Origin of the sequence: Streptomyces sp. V4I23, from assembly GCF_030817975.1 — a bacterium.
In the GTDB taxonomy this organism is placed as follows: Bacteria; Actinomycetota; Actinomycetes; order Streptomycetales; family Streptomycetaceae; genus Streptomyces.
This window is the reverse complement of record NZ_JAUSZW010000004.1, coordinates 881,404-901,101: the sequence shown is the minus strand read 5'-3', so window position 1 is coordinate 901,101 and position 19,698 is coordinate 881,404. Positions and strand designations below refer to the sequence as shown.

Annotated in this window: 17 protein-coding genes and 1 pseudogene; 9 read left to right on the top strand and 9 right to left on the bottom strand. The window is 73.7% G+C overall.

Annotation, left to right across the window (positions count from 1 at the left end):
• Positions 1-133: 133 nt before the first annotated feature.
• Together QFZ82_RS06210 and QFZ82_RS06205 are read right to left on the bottom strand one after the other, a co-directional pair.
• Positions 134-2,473, bottom strand: a complete 2,340-nt coding sequence (locus tag QFZ82_RS06210) for an excinuclease ABC subunit UvrA (RefSeq protein ID WP_307712169.1) — start codon at positions 2,471-2,473, stop codon at positions 134-136.
• Between the two features lie 28 nt (positions 2,474-2,501).
• Positions 2,502-3,539: an MsnO8 family LLM class oxidoreductase gene (locus QFZ82_RS06205; RefSeq protein ID WP_307712168.1), complete on the bottom strand. Its 1,038-nt coding sequence runs from the start codon at positions 3,537-3,539 to the stop codon at positions 2,502-2,504.
• 79 nt (positions 3,540-3,618) lie between these two features.
• Between QFZ82_RS06205 and QFZ82_RS06200 the strand changes: the two genes are divergently transcribed.
• Positions 3,619-4,113, top strand: a complete 495-nt coding sequence (locus QFZ82_RS06200) for a hypothetical protein (protein ID WP_307712167.1) — start codon at positions 3,619-3,621, stop codon at positions 4,111-4,113.
• A gap of 25 nt (positions 4,114-4,138) precedes the next feature.
• Here QFZ82_RS06200 and QFZ82_RS06195 read toward each other — a convergent pair whose 3' ends face one another.
• Together QFZ82_RS06195 and QFZ82_RS06190 are read right to left on the bottom strand one after the other, a co-directional pair.
• The gene (locus QFZ82_RS06195) at positions 4,139-4,354 is read right to left on the bottom strand and encodes a dodecin (protein ID WP_307712166.1); all 216 of its coding nucleotides are present in this window, start codon (positions 4,352-4,354) and stop codon (positions 4,139-4,141) included.
• Positions 4,355-4,888: 534 nt separating this feature from the next.
• Entirely contained in the window at positions 4,889-5,905 is a 1,017-nt protein-coding gene (locus tag QFZ82_RS06190) for a tetratricopeptide repeat protein (RefSeq protein ID WP_307712165.1), read from the bottom strand.
• Positions 5,906-6,194: 289 nt separating this feature from the next.
• Between QFZ82_RS06190 and QFZ82_RS06185 the strand changes: the two genes are divergently transcribed.
• The 3 genes from QFZ82_RS06185 to QFZ82_RS06175 all read left to right on the top strand — a co-directional run bounded on the left by QFZ82_RS06185 (position 6,195) and on the right by QFZ82_RS06175 (position 9,318).
• A complete protein-coding gene (locus tag QFZ82_RS06185) occupies positions 6,195-7,442 on the top strand; it encodes an extracellular solute-binding protein (protein ID WP_307712164.1) in 1,248 nt (415 codons plus the stop codon).
• 173 nt (positions 7,443-7,615) lie between these two features.
• The gene (locus tag QFZ82_RS06180) at positions 7,616-8,452 is read left to right on the top strand and encodes a GNAT family N-acetyltransferase (protein WP_307712163.1); all 837 of its coding nucleotides are present in this window, start codon (positions 7,616-7,618) and stop codon (positions 8,450-8,452) included.
• On the top strand, positions 8,449-9,318 hold the full coding sequence (locus tag QFZ82_RS06175) for a 1-acyl-sn-glycerol-3-phosphate acyltransferase (protein ID WP_307712162.1): 870 nt from the start codon (positions 8,449-8,451) through the stop codon (positions 9,316-9,318). Before QFZ82_RS06180 ends, QFZ82_RS06175 begins: the two co-directional genes overlap by 4 nt.
• On the opposite strand, the gene egtD is transcribed toward QFZ82_RS06175, so the two are convergent.
• From egtD to egtA, 4 genes are read right to left on the bottom strand one after another with little or no spacing between them, the layout of a single operon-like run.
• Positions 9,213-10,175, bottom strand: coding sequence for an L-histidine N(alpha)-methyltransferase (egtD, locus tag QFZ82_RS06170; RefSeq protein WP_307712161.1), 963 nt, complete (start codon positions 10,173-10,175; stop codon positions 9,213-9,215). The genes QFZ82_RS06175 and egtD overlap by 106 nt on opposite strands.
• A complete protein-coding gene (gene egtC, locus QFZ82_RS06165) occupies positions 10,172-10,927 on the bottom strand; it encodes an ergothioneine biosynthesis protein EgtC (RefSeq protein ID WP_307712160.1) in 756 nt (251 codons plus the stop codon). Before egtC ends, egtD begins: the two co-directional genes overlap by 4 nt.
• Complete coding sequence (egtB, locus tag QFZ82_RS06160; protein ID WP_307712159.1) at positions 10,927-12,243, bottom strand: ergothioneine biosynthesis protein EgtB; 1,317 nt, start codon at positions 12,241-12,243, stop codon at positions 10,927-10,929. The genes egtC and egtB overlap by 1 nt, the downstream gene beginning before the upstream one ends.
• On the bottom strand, positions 12,240-13,514 hold the full coding sequence (gene egtA / locus QFZ82_RS06155; RefSeq protein ID WP_307712158.1) for an ergothioneine biosynthesis glutamate--cysteine ligase EgtA: 1,275 nt from the start codon (positions 13,512-13,514) through the stop codon (positions 12,240-12,242). Before egtA ends, egtB begins: the two co-directional genes overlap by 4 nt.
• Before the next feature lie 140 nt (positions 13,515-13,654).
• Between egtA and QFZ82_RS06150 the strand changes: the two genes are divergently transcribed.
• The 4 genes and pseudogenes from QFZ82_RS06150 to QFZ82_RS06135 all read left to right on the top strand — a co-directional run bounded on the left by QFZ82_RS06150 (position 13,655) and on the right by QFZ82_RS06135 (position 17,419).
• On the top strand, positions 13,655-14,524 hold the full coding sequence (locus QFZ82_RS06150; protein WP_307712157.1) for a TIGR02452 family protein: 870 nt from the start codon (positions 13,655-13,657) through the stop codon (positions 14,522-14,524).
• Between the two features lie 228 nt (positions 14,525-14,752).
• Positions 14,753-15,775 (top strand): LacI family DNA-binding transcriptional regulator, encoded by a 1,023-nt coding sequence (locus QFZ82_RS06145; RefSeq protein WP_307712156.1) that lies wholly within the window; start codon positions 14,753-14,755, stop codon positions 15,773-15,775.
• 72 nt (positions 15,776-15,847) lie between these two features.
• Positions 15,848-16,117 (top strand): hypothetical protein, encoded by a 270-nt coding sequence (locus QFZ82_RS06140; RefSeq protein WP_177147267.1) that lies wholly within the window; start codon positions 15,848-15,850, stop codon positions 16,115-16,117.
• Between the two features lie 118 nt (positions 16,118-16,235).
• Positions 16,236-17,419, top strand: a pseudogene (locus QFZ82_RS06135) (acetyl-CoA C-acyltransferase).
• 200 nt (positions 17,420-17,619) lie between these two features.
• On the opposite strand, the gene trxA reads toward QFZ82_RS06135, so the two are convergent.
• A complete protein-coding gene (trxA, locus tag QFZ82_RS06130; RefSeq protein WP_177147266.1) occupies positions 17,620-18,006 on the bottom strand; it encodes a thioredoxin in 387 nt (128 codons plus the stop codon).
• Positions 18,007-18,125: 119 nt separating this feature from the next.
• Here trxA and QFZ82_RS06125 point away from each other — a divergent pair, with 119 nt between their 5' ends.
• On the top strand, positions 18,126-19,559 hold the full coding sequence (locus QFZ82_RS06125; protein WP_307712155.1) for an NAD(P)/FAD-dependent oxidoreductase: 1,434 nt from the start codon (positions 18,126-18,128) through the stop codon (positions 19,557-19,559).
• Positions 19,560-19,698: the final 139 nt, after the last annotated feature.

Sequence of the window (19,698 nt, the reverse complement as noted above, 5' to 3'; positions counted from 1 at the left end):
GTGTCGAGCGCGTCGTGCCCATGGCCTTGCGCGGCCGGCCGACTCCTGGCGGCGGCCACGTGCGGACGGCCCCGCGCCGAGAGGCCGCGCGAGGACGGCCTGGCGGCGAGACGCGTCGGCATTCCCTCTGCCGTCAGCCGAGGGCCCCGGCCAGGTACGGCGCCGTACGGCTCTCCGGCGCGGACGCCACCTCCGCCGGCGTACCGGACGCCACGATCCGGCCGCCCTCGTCGCCGCCGCCGGGGCCGAGGTCGATCACCCAGTCCGCGCCGGCCACCACGTCCATGTCGTGCTCGACCACCACCACCGAGTGCCCCGCGTCCACCAGCCCGTTCAGCTGGCGCATCAGCACCTCCACATCGGCGGGATGCAGTCCCGTCGTCGGCTCGTCGAGCACGTAGAGCGTGTGACCGCGGCGCATCCTCTGCAACTCGCTCGCCAGCTTGATGCGCTGCGCCTCGCCGCCGGACAGCTCCGTCGCCGGCTGGCCGAGCCGCAGGTAGCCGAGTCCCACGTCCGTCAGCGCGCGCAGACTGCGGGCCGCCGTCGGCACGTCCGCGAAGAAGTCGGACGCCGCCTCCACCGTCAGGTCCAGCACCTCGGCGATGTTCAGGCCCCGGTAACCGACCTCCAGCGTCTGCGGGTTGTAGCGGGCGCCTCCGCAGTCCGGACAGGGGGCGTACGTGCTGGGCAGGAACAGCAGCTCGACGGAGACGAACCCCTCGCCCTGGCAGGTCTCGCACCGCCCGCCGGCCACGTTGAACGAGAAGCGGCCGGGCCGGTAGCCGCGCTCGCGCGCCGCGTCGGTGCCGGTGAACAGCTTGCGCACCACGTGGAACAGCCCCGTGTACGTGGCCAGGTTGGACCGGGGCGTGCGGCCGATCGGCCTCTGGTCCACCGCCACCAGCCGTTCCACGCCCGGCAGTTCCTCCGTGATCGAACCGACCAGCGTCGACTTGCCTGAGCCCGACACCCCCGTGACCGCCGTCAGCACCCCGAGCGGGAGCCGGGTCGTCAGGCCGCGCAGGTTGTGGCGGGTCAGCGGGCCGAGCGCGAGGTGCCCCGACGGCTCCCTCGGCGTCCGTACCGGCGCCGGGCCCGCGCCGAACAGGAAACGGGCGGTCGCCGACTCGGCCACCCCGGCGAGCTCTCCCGGCGGGCCGCTGTGCAGCACCCGCCCCCCGTGCTCGCCCGCGCGGGGCCCGACGTCGACCAGCCAGTCGGCGCGGCGCACCACGTCGAGATGGTGTTCCACGACGAAGACCGTGTTGCCGCCCGCCTTCAACCGGTCGAGGACGACCAGCAGCGCCTCCGTGTCCGCCGGGTGCAGCCCGGCCGACGGCTCGTCCAGCACGTAGACGACGCCGAACAGCCCCGACCGCAGCTGCGTCGCCAGGCGCAGCCGCTGCAGTTCCCCGCTGGAGAGCGTCGGGGTCGCCCGGTCCAGGCTCAGGTAGCCGAGGCCCAGCTCGGTCACCGTGCCGAGACGGGCCAGGAGGTCCGCGGTGAGCACGCGGGCCGTCTCGTCGCCCTCCTCGTGCCGCAGGACGGCCGCCAGCTCGGTCAGCGGCAGCGCGGCCAGTTCGGCGATCGTACGGTCCGCGAAGGTCACCGCCAGAGCCTCCGGACGCAGCCGGCTGCCCCGGCACACCGGACACGGCTCACTGGTGAGGAACCGCTCGGCCCTGGCGCGCAGCGTCTGGCTCCTGGAGTCCGCGAAGGTGTGCATCACATAGCGGCGGGCGCTCATGTACGTGCCCTGGTAAGGACGTTGGATACGTCCCGCCTCCCGTACCGGATGCACGGTGACGACCGGCTGCTCGTCAGTGAACAGGATCCACTCCCGGTCCCGGGCAGCGAGCTCGCGCCACGGCCGGTCCACGTCGTAACCGAGCGTGTCCAGCACGTCCCGCAGGTTCTTGCCCTGCCAGGCGCCCGGCCAGGCCGCGATCGCGCCCTCGCGGATCGACAGCGACGGATCGGGGACCAGCAGCTCTTCCGTCGTGCCGTGGACCCGGCCGAGGCCGTGGCACTCGGGGCAGGCGCCGGCGGCCGTGTTCGGCGAGAAGGCGTCCGAATCGAGCCGCGGCGCTCCCTCGGGATGGCGGCCGGCCCGTGAGAAGAGCATGCGCAGCGAGTTGGACAGGGTGGTGACCGTGCCGACCGAGGAGCGGGAGGTGGGGGCCGAGCGTCGCTGCTCCAGGGAGACGGCGGGCGGCAGCCCGGTGATCTCCCCGACCTTCGGCGCGCCGACCTGGTGGATCAGCCGGCGGGCGTACGGGGCGACGGACTCGAAGTAGCGCCGCTGCGCCTCCGCGTAGATCGTGCCGAAGGCCAGCGAGGACTTGCCGGATCCCGAGACGCCGGTGAAGACGACGAGCGCGTCGCGCGGGATGTCGACGTCGACACCGCGCAGATTGTGCTCCCGTGCGCCGCGGACACGGACGTACGAGTCGTGGGGGCTGCTGTGCATGAGGAACGAGTCTAGGCGTCCGCGCTGGTCAGGCCGCCGTCGGCCGGGCCGGGACGGCCCCGGGCAGATCGGCGACGCGGGCGAGGCGCCGGAAGGAACCGAGCAGCGCGTCGCGGTCGTACGTGCTGGTCGTCACCAGCACCTCGTCCGCGCCGGTGTCCTTGATCACCGTCTCCAGGGCGTCCGCGACCTGCTCCTCCGTGCCGGCGATGTGGCCCTCGAGCCCCGCGAGGTAGAAGCCGCGCTCCTTGTCGGTCATGGTCAGCGCCTCGATCCGCTCCGGCGGCAGCAGGGGCGGGAAGACGCCGTGCGTACGCGAGTACGCCATCGACCACGCCTCCGGCACGAGGAGCCGGCGGGCGTCCTTCTCGGTCGCGGCGACCGCGACCGTGCCGGCGACGACCACGTACGGCCGCTCGGACCACTCGGACGGCTCGAAGCCGCTCCGGTAGCCCTCGACCGCGTCCAGCAGCTTCTTCCTGCCCCGCAGGTCACCGATGACCAGCGGAAGCCCGGCCCGGGCCGCGATCGCGGCCCCCTCGCCGGTGGCGAGCACGTACGGAGGGACCCTGAGGCCCTCGGCGGGCCGGGCGTGCACCTGCGGATGCGCCCGCTGCCCGCCCGTGAACCAGCCCAGCAGCTCGTGGAGCTGTGCGGCGAAGTCGTCGGCGTCCTTCTTGTCCCGGCCGAGCGCCCTGCGGATGCCGTCGGTGAAGCCGACCGAGCGCCCGAGGCCCATGTCGATCCGGCCCGGGAACAGCGACTCCAGCACCCCGAACTGCTCGGCCACCACGAGAGGTTGGTGGTTGGGCAGCATCACGCCGCCCGTGCCGACCCGGATGGTGGAGGTGGCCGCGGCGACCGCCGCGGCGAGCACGGTGGGCGCCGAACCGGCGACACCGGGCACGCTGTGGTGCTCGGACACCCAGAACCGGTGATAGCCCAGTGCCTCCAGCTCCTGGGCGAGGCGGACGGTGTCGCGCAGCGCGGCCGGCCCGCTGTGCCCCTCGCGGGTACGGGAACGGTCCAGTACGGACAGACGGGTGGCGGCGATCACTGAGCTCACCTTCTGTTCAACGCCGCTGAGCCGGGCAGATTCCCGCACCGCGCGGACTCGTCGTCCGGTGCCGTTCTAGTCTCCTGCCGTGACGCGAAACACCGGGCCGTTGGCCGTATTCGACCTCGACGGGACGCTGTCGGACGCCGGGCACCGCCAGTACCTGCTGGAACGCAGGCCGCGCGACTGGGACGCCTTCTTCGCCGCGGCCCCGCAGGACCCGCCGCTGCCGGAGGGTATCCGGCTGTGCAGGGAGGCGGCCGAGGAGTGCGAGGTCCTGTACCTCACGGGCCGGCCCGAGCGGTGCCGCGCGGACTCCCTCGACTGGATCGCCGCCCAGGGGCTGCCCGAAGGACGCCTGTTCATGCGGCGCAACGACGACCGGCGGCCGGCCCGCAGGACCAAGCTGGAGATCCTGCGGCGGCTCGGCCGCGACCGGGAGATCCGTATGTTCGTCGACGACGACGAGCTGGTGTGTCAGGACGCCGAGCGCGCGGGATTCCGGGTGGTGCGGGCGCGGTGGGGCGCGAGGAGCACGAGTGAGGCGATGAAGGACGCGCAGGAGCGCGAGGGGCGTACCTGAGGCCCCGCTGCGCCCGGGCCGGGCCTCAGGCGCCGTCCTCCAGGCGGAAGCCGACCTTCAGCCCGACCTGGTAGTGCTCGATCTGCCCCTCGACGATATGGCCCCTGACCTGCGTCACCTCGAACCAGTCGAGGCCCCGCAGCGTCTGGGACGCGCGCGAGATGCCGTTGCGGATGGCCTGGTCGAGGCCGTCCGTGGAAGTGCCCACGATCTCGGTGACACGGTAGGTGTGGTTCGACATGTGCGTCGCGCTCCTCTCGATGCGTTCCCTCCACGGTGCCCCACCGGAGGGAGTCCCGCGAGACGTCGCATCCGGGCGACGGTCCCGTTGCGACCACCTGGCCGCTGCGCCCTCCCCTGAACGTGAGCCGGCGCGTGGGGGCGGCCGACGCCGAGGGGCGCGAGGCCCCGCCCGTGCCGCCCGTGCCGGAGCCGCTGCCTGCACCAGTTGCACGGGGCGCTCGGGGGCCGGCGGCCATGGCGTACACGTGCGTCGGGTGTCCTGCACCTGATAGGCGCCCGTGGGAAGTCCGACGCGGTGCGCCGGGGAGCCGGCCATCGGCCGCTGCCCGCGGCGACCCGGTTCGCGCGCCGTCCCGCCGGTCGGAGCGGTGGTAGCCGGTGCCGCTCCGGCGCGCGCCCGGATGCGCCGTCCGGTGCGCGAAGCGATCCGTGGGCACCACGACGCCCTCCACGGGCGAGGCCGGACGTGCGGGCGCAGCCCGTGCACTGTCCGTACCTGCGCCGCCGGGGCCGCGACGGCCCCTACCCCCCGTCACGCCGCCAGGAGCTCCGCGCGGAACGACGCAGCCGTCCGGCGGGCCTCGCGCAGGCCGATGCGGTCGAACTCGCCCTCCAGCGCGGTGAGTTCGGCCAGGCTCTCGTCCTGCGGGCGGCCGCAGCGGAAGCGTGACCGGGCGAGGCCCAGGCGGGCCAGCGCCGCGCCCCGCGCCTCGTCCATCTCCTCGAACTCGCGCAGCGCCATTCCGTAGACCGCGCAGGCCTCCTCGTAACGCCCCGCCCGGAACAGGACGTTGCCGCGCATCTTGTGGTTGTACGCCAGCGCTCCCGCCAGCTCCATCTCCCGGCAGACGGCCTCGGCCCGCGTCAGCAGCCCGAGGGCCCGGTCCGTCGCGCCCCGCAGCGACAGCACGTCGGCCATGCCGCGCAGCGACCAGGCGCGCCCGCGGGCGTCGTCCGCCTCGGACGCGATCCGTACGCACTCCGTGAACAGCTCCAACGCCGTGGCGTGGTCGCCGGTGTTCCGGTGCATCTGGGCGATGCCGGACATCGCCCACACCATGTGCCGCGACTCGCCGTGCGCCCGCGCCTGCCGCAGGAGTTGCTCGTGCAGGTCGGCCACGGCCGCGTAGTCGCCCTGTATCCGGCCGGTCTCGGCGAGACCGGCGAGGGCGTAGCCGTGGGCGATGCGGTCGCCCGCCGCGTCCGCGCACGAGACGGCGGCGGACAGCAGCCTGCGCGCGAGCCGCAGGGCGCCGCACTGCCGTGCCAGCGTCCCGCCGCTCCACAGCGCCCACGCCATCCCCGCCGTGTCACCGGCCTCGCGCGCGCAGCGGTAGCTGTCGTGCCACGCTGCCCTCGCGTCGGCGGAGCGCCCCAGCCGCCGGTTGGCCTCGGCGAGCGCCAGTGCGGCCCGGGCCCGCTCGAGGGCCGATCCCGCCTCGTGCCGGGCGCGCAGCGCGGTGGCGAGGACCTCGTCGTACGAGGAGTTCACGCCGAGCGCCGAGCCCAGATCGCCCTGGTACTCCGGAGCGAATGCCTTGCCGTACATGTCGAAAGCGCCTCCTGACCGTGGGGGGTTCGATCAAGAAGCTATGAGCGTCGGCGCGTAGCCCGGATCAGCCTGCTGATGTGTTCGCGAGGTCGGCCCCAAGTGCTACGCGGCGGTGCCGGGTCGTCATTACGGCGGACGGGTCGCGGGCGATACCGGCCCGCACGGTCCGGCGCGGGGGTTGACCCGTCCTTTGGTCCATACCAAAATCCAGCCACACCCGTGCGAGCGCGCGCGCTTCCCCCCATGTCGGGTCCGTCCTCCGTGCCCTCACGCAGAAGGTGACCCCGTGAAGAACCGCGCGCTCGTCCTGTCCACCGCTCTTGTGTGTGCCGTCACGCTCGGCGGCTGCGGGCTCGTGCCCGGCGGATCCGGCACCCGGACCGTGCACATCTGGCTGATGAAGGACAGCGTCTCCCAGGACTTCCTCGACCGCTTCACCGAAGCCTTCGAGAAGCAGCACCCCGGCATCGAGCTCGACGTCGCCTTCCAGGAGTGGACCGGCATCGGGAAGAAGGTCACCGCGGCCCTGGCGAGCGACGACGCCCCCGAGATTATCGAGGTCGGCAACACCCAGGTCGCCCAGTACGCCGAGAGCGGCGACCTGCGCGACCTGACCCTCGAGTCCGTCCGCGACCTCGGCAACGAGGACTGGCTGCCCGGCCTCGCGGAACCGGGCAGCATCAGCGGCTCCCAGTACGGCATCCCCTGGTACGCGGCCAATCGCGTCGTCATCTACCACAAGGACCTCTTCGCCGAGGCCGGCGTCGAGGAGCCGCCGAAGACCCGTGCGGAGTGGCTGGAGGTCTCCGAACGGCTCAACACCGCGGGCATCGACGGCATCTACCTGTCCGGCCAGGACTGGTACACACTGGCCGGCTTCATCTGGGACGAGGGCGGCGAGCTCGCCGTGGAGAAGGCCGGCGAATGGGAGGGCGCGCTGCACACCCCGGCCGCCCTGCGCGGCATGGACTTCTACAAGCGGCTCCAGTCGCACGGCTCCGGACCCAAGGACGGCGACGAGGAGACCCCGCCCCAGGCCCAGGTCTTCGCCAAGGGCACGGTCGCCCAGATGATCGCGGTGCCCAGCGCGGCCACCGTCATCGAGCAGGCCAACCCCGCGCTCAAGGGCAAGCTCGGCTTCTTCCCGGTACCCGGCCGGACCGCCGCCGAGCCGGGCGCGGTCTTCATCGGCGGCTCCGACCTCATCGTGCCCGAGAACTCCGCCGAGCGGGCCGCCGCCGTCGAGGTGGTCTCCGCCCTGGCGAGCGACACATGGCAGCTCGACCTCGCCCGCACGATGAACTACGTGCCGAACAAGACCACGCTCGCCGACGAGCTGGAGGGCGAGGAGAGCACCTCCGCCATGGCCGCCGGCGCCGCACAGGGCAGGGCCACCCCGAACTCCCCGCAGTGGGCGAACGTCGAGGCGGACAACCCGATCAAGCCGTACATGACGGCCGTCCTGACGGGCCGGGACGCGCGGCGCGCCGCGCGGACCGCCTCCGACCGCATCACCGCCGCGCTGCTTCCCTGACCACGGGGACACCGGCGGGTGAACGGATCCGTACGCCGAATGCCCGGCATTCAGCGTCCCCACATCCGCTCTCCGCCGGGCGGTCATGTCGAATCCAGCCGGCCACGGAAGAAGTAAGGAGCCGGGCCGCCGCACCCGCGGTCCGTCCCCTTCGTCCGGCACAGGAGACCGCCATGCCAGCATCGCCCGTCGTCGTCGCCCCGGCGCCCGCCCTGATCCCGGCGCCCGCCCCCGCCCCCGCCCCAGCCCCGGCGCCGGCCCAGACCCCCGAGGCCGACGAGCCCCGCTACATCGTCTCGCTCGCCCGGGACCAGGAGGACGTGCGCGCGGCCCAGCGGCTGCGCCACCAGGTGTTCGCCGGAGAGATGGGCGCCCGCCTCGACGGCCCGGAGCCGGGGCTCGACACCGACGCCTTCGACGCGTACTGCGACCACCTCCTCGTCCGCGAGGCGGTGACCGGCGACGTCGTCGGCACCTACCGGCTGCTGCCCCCCGAGCGCGCCCGCATCGCCGGCCGCCTCTACTCGGAGGGCGAGTTCGACCTCGCCCGCCTGGAGCCCATCCGGGACGACCTCGTCGAGGTCGGCCGCTCCTGCGTGCACCCGCTGCACCGCAACGGCGCCGTCATCGCCCTGATCTGGGCCGGCCTCGCCCGCTACATGACCCGCACCGGGCACAACTGGCTGGCCGGCTGCTGCTCCCTCCCGCTCGCCGACGGCGGCACGCTCGCCGCCGCGACCTGGGACACCGTGCGCGCCAAGAACCTCGCCCCGCAGGAGTACTGGGTCACCCCGCACAAGCTCTGGAACGCCGACGGCGTCGCCCGCCCCGCGGGACGCGTCGAACTCCCGCCCCTGCTCCGCGGCTACCTGCGGCTCGGCGCCTGGGTCTGCGGCGCCCCCGCGCACGACCCCGACTTCAACGTCGCCGACCTGTACGTCCTGCTGTCGCTGCGCCGCACCAATCCCCGCTACCTGCGCCACTTCCTCTCCCTCGCCCCGGTGCGATGAGCGTCTGGCTGCCCACGGCGCCGTGCACGCCCGAGGCGTGCGCCACCCACATGGGACGGACGGCCGCCGCGCCGCTCGCCGTGCTCCGCCTGCTCGCCGGCGTGTCGGCCGTCCTCGCCGGGGTGGTCCTCTCCCCGTTCGCGGCGCTGCTCGGCCTGCTGTTCGGCCCGCGGGCAGGGCACGCGCTGACCCGGTACTGGGCGCGCGCGGTGCTGCGGGCCTTCGGCGTACGCCTGCGCGTCACCGGCGTCCCGCACGGCGAACGCGCCTCGCTCGTCGTCGCCAACCACATCTCCTGGCTGGACATCCCGCTGATCGCCGCCGTGATGCCGGGCCGGATGCTGGCCAAGACCGAGGTGCGCCGCTGGCCGGTCCTCGGCCCGCTGGCGGCCCGCGGCGGCACGCTGTTCCTCGAACGCGACCGGCTGCGTGCCCTGCCCGCCACCGTCGCCGCGATGGCCGACGCCCTCCGCGGCGGCGCCCGGGTGATCGTCTTCCCCGAGGGCTCCACCTGGTGCGGCCGGGGCCAGGGCCGGTTCCGGCCCGCCGCGTTCCAGGCCGCCCTGGACGCGGGCGCCGCCGTCCAGCCCGTGCACATCGGCTACGGGCCCACCGGCGCGGCCGCGTTCGTGGGCGACGACCCGCTCCCGGCGTCCCTGTGGCGGGTCGTGACGGCCGGTGCTCTGACCGCGGAGATACGGCTGCTGCCGCCGATCCTCCCCGGCAGCCGCACCGACCGCCGTTCACTCGCCCTGTCGGCTCAGCTCGCCGTCGACAGGCTCAGCGCGAAGCGGCCCGCCTCGTCGGTCCACCAGTGCGTCAACTCCATTCCCGCACCCGCCAGTTCGCTGCGCACACCGGCCTGACGGAACTTCGCCGACACCTCGGTGCGCAGCTCCTCGCCCGCCTCGAACGGCACCACCAGATCCAGCGCACGGATTTTCACGCTGAGCGCGGCACGGGCCCGCAGCCGCATCTCGATCCACTCGTTCTCGCGGTCCCAGACCGCCACGTGGTCGAAATCGGCCGGGTCCACGTCCGCGCCCAGCTCCCGGGCGATGACGGCGAGCACGTTCTTGTTGAACTGCGCCGTCACCCCGGCCGCGTCGTCGTACGCGCGCACCAGCACGTCCTCGTCCTTCACCAGGTCGGTGCCCAGCAGCAGCGAGTCGCCCGGCGACAGCAGATCGCGCACCGACTTCAGGAACACCGCGCGCTCGGCCGGCAGCAGATTGCCGATCGTGCCGCCGAGGAACGCGACCAGCCTCGGCCCCGGCGTGCCGGGCAGCGCCAGGCCGCGGGTGAAGTCGGCGATCAGCGCGTGCACAGCGAGCTCGGGCCGCTGGGCGAGCAACGCCTTCGCGGCTCCCGTCAGGGCGCTCTCGCTCACGTCCACGGGTACGTAGGTGTGCAGATCCGTCAGCGCGTCCAGGAGGAAACGCGTCTTCTCCGACGACCCCGACCCCAGCTCGACGAGCGTGCGTGCCCCGGTCGCCGCCGCGATCTCCCCGGCGCGCGCGGCCAGGATCTCCCGCTCGGCACGGGTGGGGTAGTACTCGGGCAGCCGTGTGATCTCCTCGAACAGCTCGCTGCCGCGGGCGTCGTAGAACCACTTGGGCGGCAGCACCTTCGGCGTGCGGGTCAGGCCGTGCAGCACGTCGGCACGCAGATCGGCGTCCGTCGCGTCCTCGGGCAGGGTGCGGGTCAGCAGGAACGGGCTCACTGGGTCGGCTCCTTGAGCTCGGTCAGCAGGAGATCGGCGCGCGTCGCGGTCAGCAGGGTCCGGTCCGGCACCTCCTGCCAGCGGGGATCGTCGTCGTACGGCTCCGAGGCGACGACCAGGCGGCCGCCGGAACCGGTGAGGTACCACAGGGTGTCGCCCCACGCGGTCGCGGCGATCGCGCGGCCGTCGGTGAGGAGGAGGTTCAGCCGGGACTCGCCGGCCGCAGCAGCCGTGTCGCGCACGGTGTCGGCGAGGGCCTGACCGAGGCTGTCGCCCGCCCGCAGCCGGTGCAGCACCAGTGCCCAGATCAGGGCCGAGTCGTTGCGCGCCTCCAGCGACAGCAGCTCCGCCGCCGGCAGTGACGCGGCCAGGCCCGCCAGGGAACCCGGCCAGCCCTTCACCGCGCCGTTGTGGCTGAACAGCCACCGGCCCGAGGCGAACGGCGCGGCCGCCGCCTCGTTGTCCGCCCCGGGCTCGGTGGCATCGCGCACGGCCGCGAGCAGCGCCTCGCTGCGCACGACCCGGGCGAGATCGGTGAAGGACAGGTCGGCCCAGATCGGCCCGGCGCGACGGTAGCGGGCGGGCAGCGGATCGCCCTGCGCGTACCAGCCGACACCGAAACCGTCCGCGTTCACCGTGCCGTAGCGCTGCCGACGGGGCGCCCACGACTGGCGCATCAGGGCGTGCTCCGGGGCGGTGAGCAGTGCGCCCAGCGGCTCCGGCGGCCCGAGGTAGGCGAGGTGCCGGCACATCAGGCGGCACCTCCCGTGCGCACCTCGGCGTCCCGCGCGGTACGGAAGCCGGAGAAGATCTGCCGGCGCACCGGCAGGTCCCAGTTGCGGAAGGTGCCCCGGCAGGCCACCGGGTCCACGGCGAACGACCCGCCCCGCAGCACCTTGTGCGCGCTGCCGAAGAACACCTCGGAGTACTCGCGGTACGGGAACGCGGCGAAACCGGGATACGGCAGGAAGTCGCTCGCCGTCCACTCCCACACGTCGCCGATCAGCTGACGCACCCCGAGCGGCGAGGCGCCCCCGGGGTAGCCGCCGGCCCGGGCGGGCCGCAGATGCCGCTGCCCCAGATTGGCGTGGACCGGCTCCGGATCGGCGTCGCCCCACGGGTAGCGCCGGGAGCGTCCCGACTCCGGATCGTGCCGGGCCGCCTTCTCCCACTCTTCCTCGGTCGGCAGCCTGCGGCCGGCCCAGCGGGCGTACGCGTCGGCCTCGTACCAGCTCACGTGCAGCACCGGCTCGTCCGCCGGCACCTCCTCGGTGACACCGAAGCGCCGCCGCAGCCACACCCCGCCCTCGCGCCGCCAGAACAGCGGTGCCGCGATGTCATGGGCCCGGATCTGGTCCCAGCCCTCCTCGGCCCACCAGCGCCGTTCCGTGTAGCCGCCGTCGTCGATGAACGCCTGGTACGCGCCGCACGTCACCGGGACCGTGTCGATCCAGAAGGCGGGCACGTCCCGGCGGTGCGCGGGCCGCTCGTTGTCCAGCGCCCACGGTTCCGTCGAGGTTCCCATGGTGAAAGGCCCGCCGGGCACCAGGATCTCGGCCGGAAGAGGCTCCACGGGGTGGGCGGGCGGCTCCGGCGCGGTGAGCGCCGCGGGGCCCTTGCGGAGCTGATGGGTGATCAGCATCGTCTCGTCGTGCTGCTGTTCGTGCTGCGCGATCATGCCGAACGCGAAGGCGGCGTCGACCAGCGGAGCCCCCTCCAGCGGGGTGCGCTCCAGGATGTCCAGCACCCGGCCGCGTACGTCGTCGGCGTACACCCGCGCCTCGGCCGGAGCCAGCAGCGGCAGAGACGGGCGGGACGCCCGGGGGTGCTCGAAGGCGTCGTACAGGGAGTCGATGTCCGGCCGCAGCGCCTCACGGCCGCCGACGGCGCGCACCAGCCACTGCTCCTCCTGGTTGCCGATGTGCGCCAGGTCCCACACCAGGGGGGACATCAACGGCGAGTGCTGGGCCGTCAGTTCGCCGTCGTCGAGGCACGAGGTGAGGACGGCGGTACGGGAACGGGCACGGGTCAGCGCGTCGAGTGCGTCGCGCCGCAGTTCGTCGGTCATGAGACAGGCTCCCAGGGCACGGAGGAATCGAGCTGGTCGTCGGCGGGGCACCGGCCCGGCAGGACGTGGCGCTCGTGGAATGCGGCGACGCTCCCGCGCACGGCCTCGGACGCGCCCATGCGGTCCAGGGCCTCCAGCGCGACGGCGAAGCAGGTGAGGGCCGCGGCGTGCAGCTCGGGGTCGGCGAGCCCGTGCCGGGCGGCGGCCACCCACAGCGGGTTGCGCGGCGCCCGCCGCGAACCGGCGTACTCCGCCAGCGGTTTGACCGCCCGGTACACCGTCTCCGCGGCCTCCGGATCGTCGAACAGCGCGGTGGTGACGGCGAGCGGCACCATCCAGCCGTCCTCGCCCGGCTGGGCGTCGATCATGCGCAGCTCGAGGTGCCCGCGCGGCCGGACCGGCGGGAAGAGGGTGGTCAGGTGGTAGTCGAGGTCCTCTGCCGTCGGCGGCCGCGGCGCTCGCGAGCGCAGCCACTGCCGGAATGTGAGCCCTTGCGGGGAGTCCCAGTCGCCCTCCTCCCGGCGCAGGCACATCACCGGCGCGTCCAGGGCGTGCACGGCCCAGGCGGAGCGCGGCTCCCGCAGCGGGTCCGGGGCCATCGGGCGCACGGGGTCGAGGGCGTCCCACACGGCCTGCCGGGCCGAACGCCAACCGGTGCGGCGTCCGGCGCGCACGGAGGAGTTGGCGAAGGCGGCCACGAGAACCGCGCCCAGCAGATGGGCCAGCAGCCAGCGTCTGGCGTGTCCGAGCGGGCCGGGTTCCTCCTCGCCCGCGTCCAGGCAGACCTGCACGGACGCGGAACTGCACATCATCGTGCGCCCGGCCGGACCGGAACGGTCCAGATGCCGTTCCATCGCGTCGTAGCGCGGATCGTGGAGGAGGCGGCGGGGCGGGTGCCAGGGATCGAGACCGTATCCGGTCGTGGCCAGACCCGCGGTGCGCAGCACGGCCCGTACGGCGCGCAGGTCGGCGGCGGTGGAGTCGATGCACTCCATCAGGCTCGCGGCGGGACGGGAGCTGAGCTCCAGCTGGCCGCCCGGCTCGAACGTCAGAGCCGAGTCCAGCGTCAGGGCACGTACCTCGTCGAACGCCGCCGCGAGGCGTCCGGACGGTACGGGTGTGCGGGGCCGGTCGAGATCATGGACCAGCCACTCGACCTCCACGCCCACGGTGCGCGGCGGGCCGGTCTTGAAGCAGATACATCGGAGCAGGTCCTCGGCTTCGTCCTCCGATATCGGAGGACCGAAGTCGCCGGTATCCGGTGGATGCATGAATCCACTCCTCCCGTCGCAGGCCCTCGGCAGGGCCTGAAGCTTCAACCTAAGGCCACCGCCGCCGGTTCGCACAAGAGTGCCCTTGAGGAGCGGAAATACGGTTGCCCGTGTCCTCACTGGTCACGGAGCATGCCGCCATGAGCGCACGACTGCGGGGGATCGCGAAGCAGAACGAGGAGATCGTCGCGACGGGGGGATACCGCCTGCCGGACGGCCGTGAGATACGCCTGGGGGAGGCCGTCGCCGCCGCCGTCGAGGCAACGCGGCTGTACGGCCCCGAGCCCGTCGAGGTCACGCCCGACACCGATCGCGCGACCGTCGTCGAGGTCACCGGCGAGAGCAGCACCCAGGCGGCCCGGCGGCTGACCGCCGCGGAACCCGGACCCTCCACCCTTCGGCCGGGGGGACCCCCAGGTCTCGCTTCGGTCGCCGTGCTCAACTTCGCCTCCGCGCGCAATCCCGGAGGCGGCTACGTGAACGGCGCACAGGCGCAGGAAGAGGCCCTGTGCCGCGCCTCCGCGCTGTACACCACGCTGCTGCGCGCTCCCGCGTACTACGAGCACCATCGCGCGGACCGCAGCCCGTTCTACTCGGACCGCGTCATCCACTCCCCGAACGTCCCCGTCTTCCGCGACGACCGGGGCCAGCTCCTGGAAGCCCCGTACCCGGTCGGATTCCTCACCTCGCCCGCCCCGAACGCCGGAGTGATCACCCGCCGTACGCCGGAGGAGGCGCACCGCATCCCCGCCGCTCTCGTCGCCCGTGCGGAACGCGTCCTGGAGGTCGCCGCCGTCAACAGCTACCGCCGCCTCGTGCTCGGCGCCTGGGGCTGCGGAGTCTTCCGCAACGACCCCGCCGAGGTCGCCGGTGCGTTCCGTGCGCTGCTGGGACCCGGCGGCCGGTTCGCGGGCCACTTCGACGAGGTCGTGTTCGCCGTCCTGGACCGCACGGCGGGCGAGAGAACCCTCGGGGCGTTCCGCCGGGTCCTCGGCGGCGAGGCCGCGTAGCGCCGCCTTCGGCGTGCCGGCGTGAGATCCGGCCATCCGGCGTCTCGGGGCGCGGGCGCCGGGGCTGCCGGGGCCACGCCATGACGGGCGCCGCGAGCAGGCCCGCAGCACCCCCGTGAGCAGTTCGTCCGCGCAATTGCTCTTTGTTGCCGCAGAGTTGGTGCCAGCGGTGTTTCCGGCCATGCGCCGGATCCGGTGCACGGCCGGTCTGGAAGGATGACGCGGGCGATGAGCCAGACACCCGAACTGCCCGTGGAACGCTCCGTCCCGACCAGTGCCGACGTCGCCCGGCTGGCCGGAGTCTCCCGGGCCACCGTCTCGTACGTCCTCAACAACACCGCGTCGGTCCGGATCAGCGAAGCCACCCGGCTGAGGGTCCGCGCCGCCGCCGAGGAACTGGGGTACGTGCCCCACGCCGCGGCCCGCAGTCTGCGCGCCGGACGCACCCGCACCGTGCTGCTGCCCACGGCCCATCTGCCGCTCGGACCGCTGCCCGGGCCCTTCTCCGACGAGTTCCAGCGGGCCCTGCGCCGCCTGGACTACACCGTCGTCCAGTACGGCAGCCTCGGCCTCGAAGGGGACGAAGCCGCGCGGGCCTGGGCCGAGTTGCGTCCGGTCGCCGTCGTGTGCCTCGGCGACGCGGAGCCCACGGCACACGGCGTGGAGGTGCTCAAACGGTCCGGTGCCCGGGCCGTCGTCACCCTCGGGCCGCACATCGTGGAGGGCGCGCACGCGCTCGTCATGGACCAGCGCGCGGTCGGCGGCTGCGCGGCGGCGCATCTGATCCGGCGCGGCCGGCGGGCCGTGGGGGTGGTCGTGCCCGAGGAGGCGGCGCTGCGTCCGACCGCCGGGGCGCGCCTGGAAGGCGCGTTCGCCGCCGCCGACGGCACGGGCGCGCGCATCGTCCCGCTGACCATGGCGTACGAGGAGGAGTCGGCGGCGGTGCTCGCCGCCCGCTGGCGCGCACTCGGCCTGGACGGCGTCTACGCGTACGACGACGAGTACGCGATGCTGCTCATGCGCGCCCTGCAGGACGAGGGCGTCGACATCCCCGGCGAGACGGCCGTGATCGGCGCCGGGGACCTGCTGCTCGGCAGGCTGCTGCGGCCCCGGCTGAGCACGGTGAGCATCGACCTCGTCAGCGGACGCCGGCTCGCCGAGCTCGTGGACCGCGTGGTCCGCGAGCCGGCTACGCGGCCCGAGCGGCACGAGCTGATGGCGGTGGGGCCGGTGCAGCGTGAGTCGAGCTGACGCCGCGGGGAGAGGCGCCCGGCCCGTGGAGACGACATGCGAGGGCGGCGGGGGGTGTCTAGCGTCGCCTGCATGAGTACTCAACCGCAGCGCTTCGGGATCCTGATCCTGCCCGAGCACGTCGAGGGCGACGACCCGGTCACCGCGGCCGACAGCGCGATCCGCTCGGCCGTCGTCGACGCCACCGGCGAGCTGGGCGCCTCCGGCTACCCGCGCTACGTCGGCGACGGGGTCGAGGCCGACATCGACCCGCTGACCCGCACGGTGGAGGCGCTGCTGGTCGACGGGGCCGAGCTCGGCTACGGGCTCACCGTGCGGGTGGTGGACGCCGCGGACGCCTGAGCGGCCGCCGGCCCCGGGCGGCCGTTGACAGAGGGCGGGGACCGGCACAGACTCGGGCGACTCGATTGTGGACCATGGTTCATCAGGGGAACCTCGGTCCTGGCCCGGGAGAGAATCGATGAGTATCCGCGACGTCTACATCGTCGACGCCGTCCGCACCCCGATCGGAAGGTTCGGGGGCGCCCTCTCCTCCGTGCGGCCCGACGACCTCGCCGCCCATGTCGTCAAGGCGCTCGTGGACCGTACTCCGGAGCTCGACCCGGCCCGTATCGACGACGTCGTCTTCGGCGACGCCAACGGCGCGGGCGAGGACAACCGCGACGTCGCCCGGATGGCGGTACTGCTGGCCGGCCTGCCCGTCTCCGTGCCCGGTGTGACCGTCAACCGCCTGTGCGGCTCCGGACTCGAGGCCGTCATCCAGGCCGCCCGGGCCGTCGCACTCGGCGACGCCTCGATCGCGATCGCGGGAGGCGTCGAGTCCATGTCCCGCGCCCCGTGGGTGCTGCAGAAGCCGGAGCGCGCCTTCCCCGCCGGTCACCAGCAGCTCCACTCGACCACCCTGGGCTGGCGCATGACCAACCCGCGCATGCCCGCGGAGTGGACCGTGCAGCTCGGCGAGGGCGCCGAACTCGTCGCCGACAAGCACGGCATCGGCCGCGAGCAGCAGGACGCGTTCGCCCTCGCCAGCCACCGCAAGGCCGCGGAGGCGTGGGCGAAGGGGCTCTACGACGGCGAGGTCGTCGCGTACGAGGGCGTGGAGCTGCCGCGCGACGAATGCATCCGCGACACGACCTCGATGGAGGCGCTCGCCAAGCTGAAGCCCTCCTTCCGCCCCGACGGCACGGTGACCGCGGGCACGCCTCACCGCTCAACGACGGTGCGGCCGCGTTGCTCCTCGTCGACGAGGAAGGACTGCGGGCGACGGGCCGGGAACCGCTGGCCCGTGTCCGCGCCTCAGCGGTGACGGGCATCGAGCCGCAGCTGTTCGGCCTCGGACCGGTGGAGGCGGTGCAGCGGGCGCTGGCGAAGGCGGACCGGTCGTTCGGCGATCTGACGGCCTTCGAGCTCAACGAGGCCTTCGCCGCCCAGTCACTCGGCTGTCTCGCCGAATGGCCGGAGCTGGACCCGGCCGTGGTCAACCCGCGCGGTGGCGCCATCGCCATCGGTCATCCGCTCGGCGCGTCCGGGGCGCGGCTGGCCGGTGCGGTCGCCCACCAGCTCGCGGCGGCCGGCTCCGGCACGGGCGTCGCGGCGCTGTGCATCGGTGTGGGGCAGGGCCTCGCCCTGGTCCTCGAACGCTGACGACGGGCGCCACGCGGACGGCGGGAACGCCCGCGGGGCCCTGACAGGCACGAGACGCGGGCCGACGGCGGGAACGCCTGCGCGGGCCCTGACACGCACGAGACGCGGAGGCCGGGGTTCCGCGAGGGATGAGCCCTCGCGGAACCCCGGCCGTAACCGTGTGTGCCGAGCGTCGCTGCCGCCGGCCGGACCGCGCCGGGTCAGCCGGCTTCCGGTGCGCCGCCGTTCTTCTGCGCCTCCTCGATCGACTTGCGCACCTCGTCCATGTCCAGCGCGCGAGCCTGCCCGATCACGTCCTCCAGCGTGGCCTCCGGCAGCGCACCGGGCTGCGCGAACACGGCCACGTTGTCGCGGACGATCATCAGCGTCGGGATGGAACGGATCTCGAAGGCCGCGGCCAGCTCCTGCTGCGCCTCCGTGTCGACCTTGGCGAAGACCAGATCGGGGTGCCGCTCCGAGGCGCCCTCGAAGACGGGGGCGAACTGACGGCAGGGTCCGCACCAGGAAGCCCAGAAGTCGATCAGGATGAAGTCGTTGTCGGTCACGACCTGATCGAAGTTTTCCTTGGTGAGCTCGAGTGTGCTCATCGCCTGTCTACCTCTTCCTGGTGTCCGGTGGACTCGCCCCGCACAACGGCGCCCGGGGCCGTGCTATTCCTGCCCCTGCCCATGTGGCCAGGTCGCACACCCGGCAGCAGACTGACCCTATGACCCAAGCTGTGGAGTACGACGTCGTAGTGCTCGGTGCGGGCCCCGTGGGGGAGAACGTGGCCGACCGGACCAGAGCGGCGGGCCTGAGCACCGCGGTCGTGGAGAGCGAGCTGCTCGGGGGTGACTGCTCGTACTGGGCCTGTATCCCCAGCAAGGCGCTGCTGCGGCCGGTGATCGCCCGCGCGGACGCCCGACGGCTCCCGGGACTGAGCGACGCGGTCCAGGGCCCCCTCGACACCCGGGCCGTCCTGGCCCGCCGCGACGAGCAGGTCTCCCACTGGAAGGACGACGGCCAGGCCGCCTGGCTCGACTCGATCGGCGCCCGCGTCCACCGCGGTCGCGGCAGGCTGCACGGCCCCAGAACGGTCGTCGTCGACGGGCCCGAGGGTGAGCACCATGTGCTGACCGCCCGGCACGCCGTCGCCGTCTGCACGGGCAGCCGCGCCGTCGTGCCCGACCTGCCCGGCCTCAGGGGCGCGCACCCGTGGACGAGCCGTGAGGCCACCAGCGCGCGCGAGGCGCCCGGGCGGCTCGCGATCGTGGGCGGGGGAGTCGTCGGCGTCGAGATGGCCACCGCCTGGCAGGCCCTGGGCTCCCAGGTCGCGCTGTTCGCACGCGGCGACGGGCTCCTGCCCCGCATGGAGCCGTTCGTCGGCGAACACGTCGCGGCGGCGCTCAAGGAGGCGGGCGCGGACGTGCGGCTCGGCACCTCCGTCGCGGCCGTCGACCGCCCCGGCGGCCGCACCGGGCCCGTGACGCTGGTCCTGGAGGACGGCAGCAGGGCGGAGGCGGACGAGATCCTGTTCGCCACCGGACGCGCCCCGCGCACCGACGGCATCGGACTGGACTCCGTCGGCCTGGAGGACGGCTCCTGGCTGACCGTCGACGACAGCTGCCTGGTCGACGGAACCGACTGGCTCTACGCGGTCGGGGACGTCAACCGCCGCGCCCTGCTGACCCATCAGGGCAAGTACCAGGCCCGGATCGCCGGGGCGGCCATCGCGGCGAGGGCCCGGCAGGTACCCGTGCTGGAGAACGACCGCTGGGGAGCACACAGCGCGTCCGCCGACCACTTCGCCGTGCCCCAGGTCGTCTTCAGCGACCCCGAGGCGGCGGCCGTCGGCCTCTCGCTCGCCGAGGCCGAGAAGGCGGGCCACCGCGTACGCGCCGTCGACTACGACCTCGGCTCGGTGTCGGGAGCGGCGCTGTACGCGGAGGGCTACCGCGGCCAGGCGCGCATGGTCGTCGACCTGGACCGCGAGGTGCTGCTCGGCGTCACCTTCGTCGGCCCGGGCGTCGGCGAGCTGCTGCACTCGGCGACCGTCGCGGTCGCGGGCGAGGTGCCGATCGACCGTCTGTGGCACGCCGTTCCGGCGTTCCCGACGATCAGCGAGATCTGGCTGCGGCTGCTGGAGACATACCGGGGCTGATGCCGCGTCACGGTGCCCGGTCCGGTGCGTCCGGACCGGGCGCCGTCGTGTCCGGGCCCGGAAATCCTTGTCCGGCACCTTGACGGGCGGCTCCTCGCCCCCGAGTCTGAGAGCGCTCTCACGGAGATGGCCGACCCCC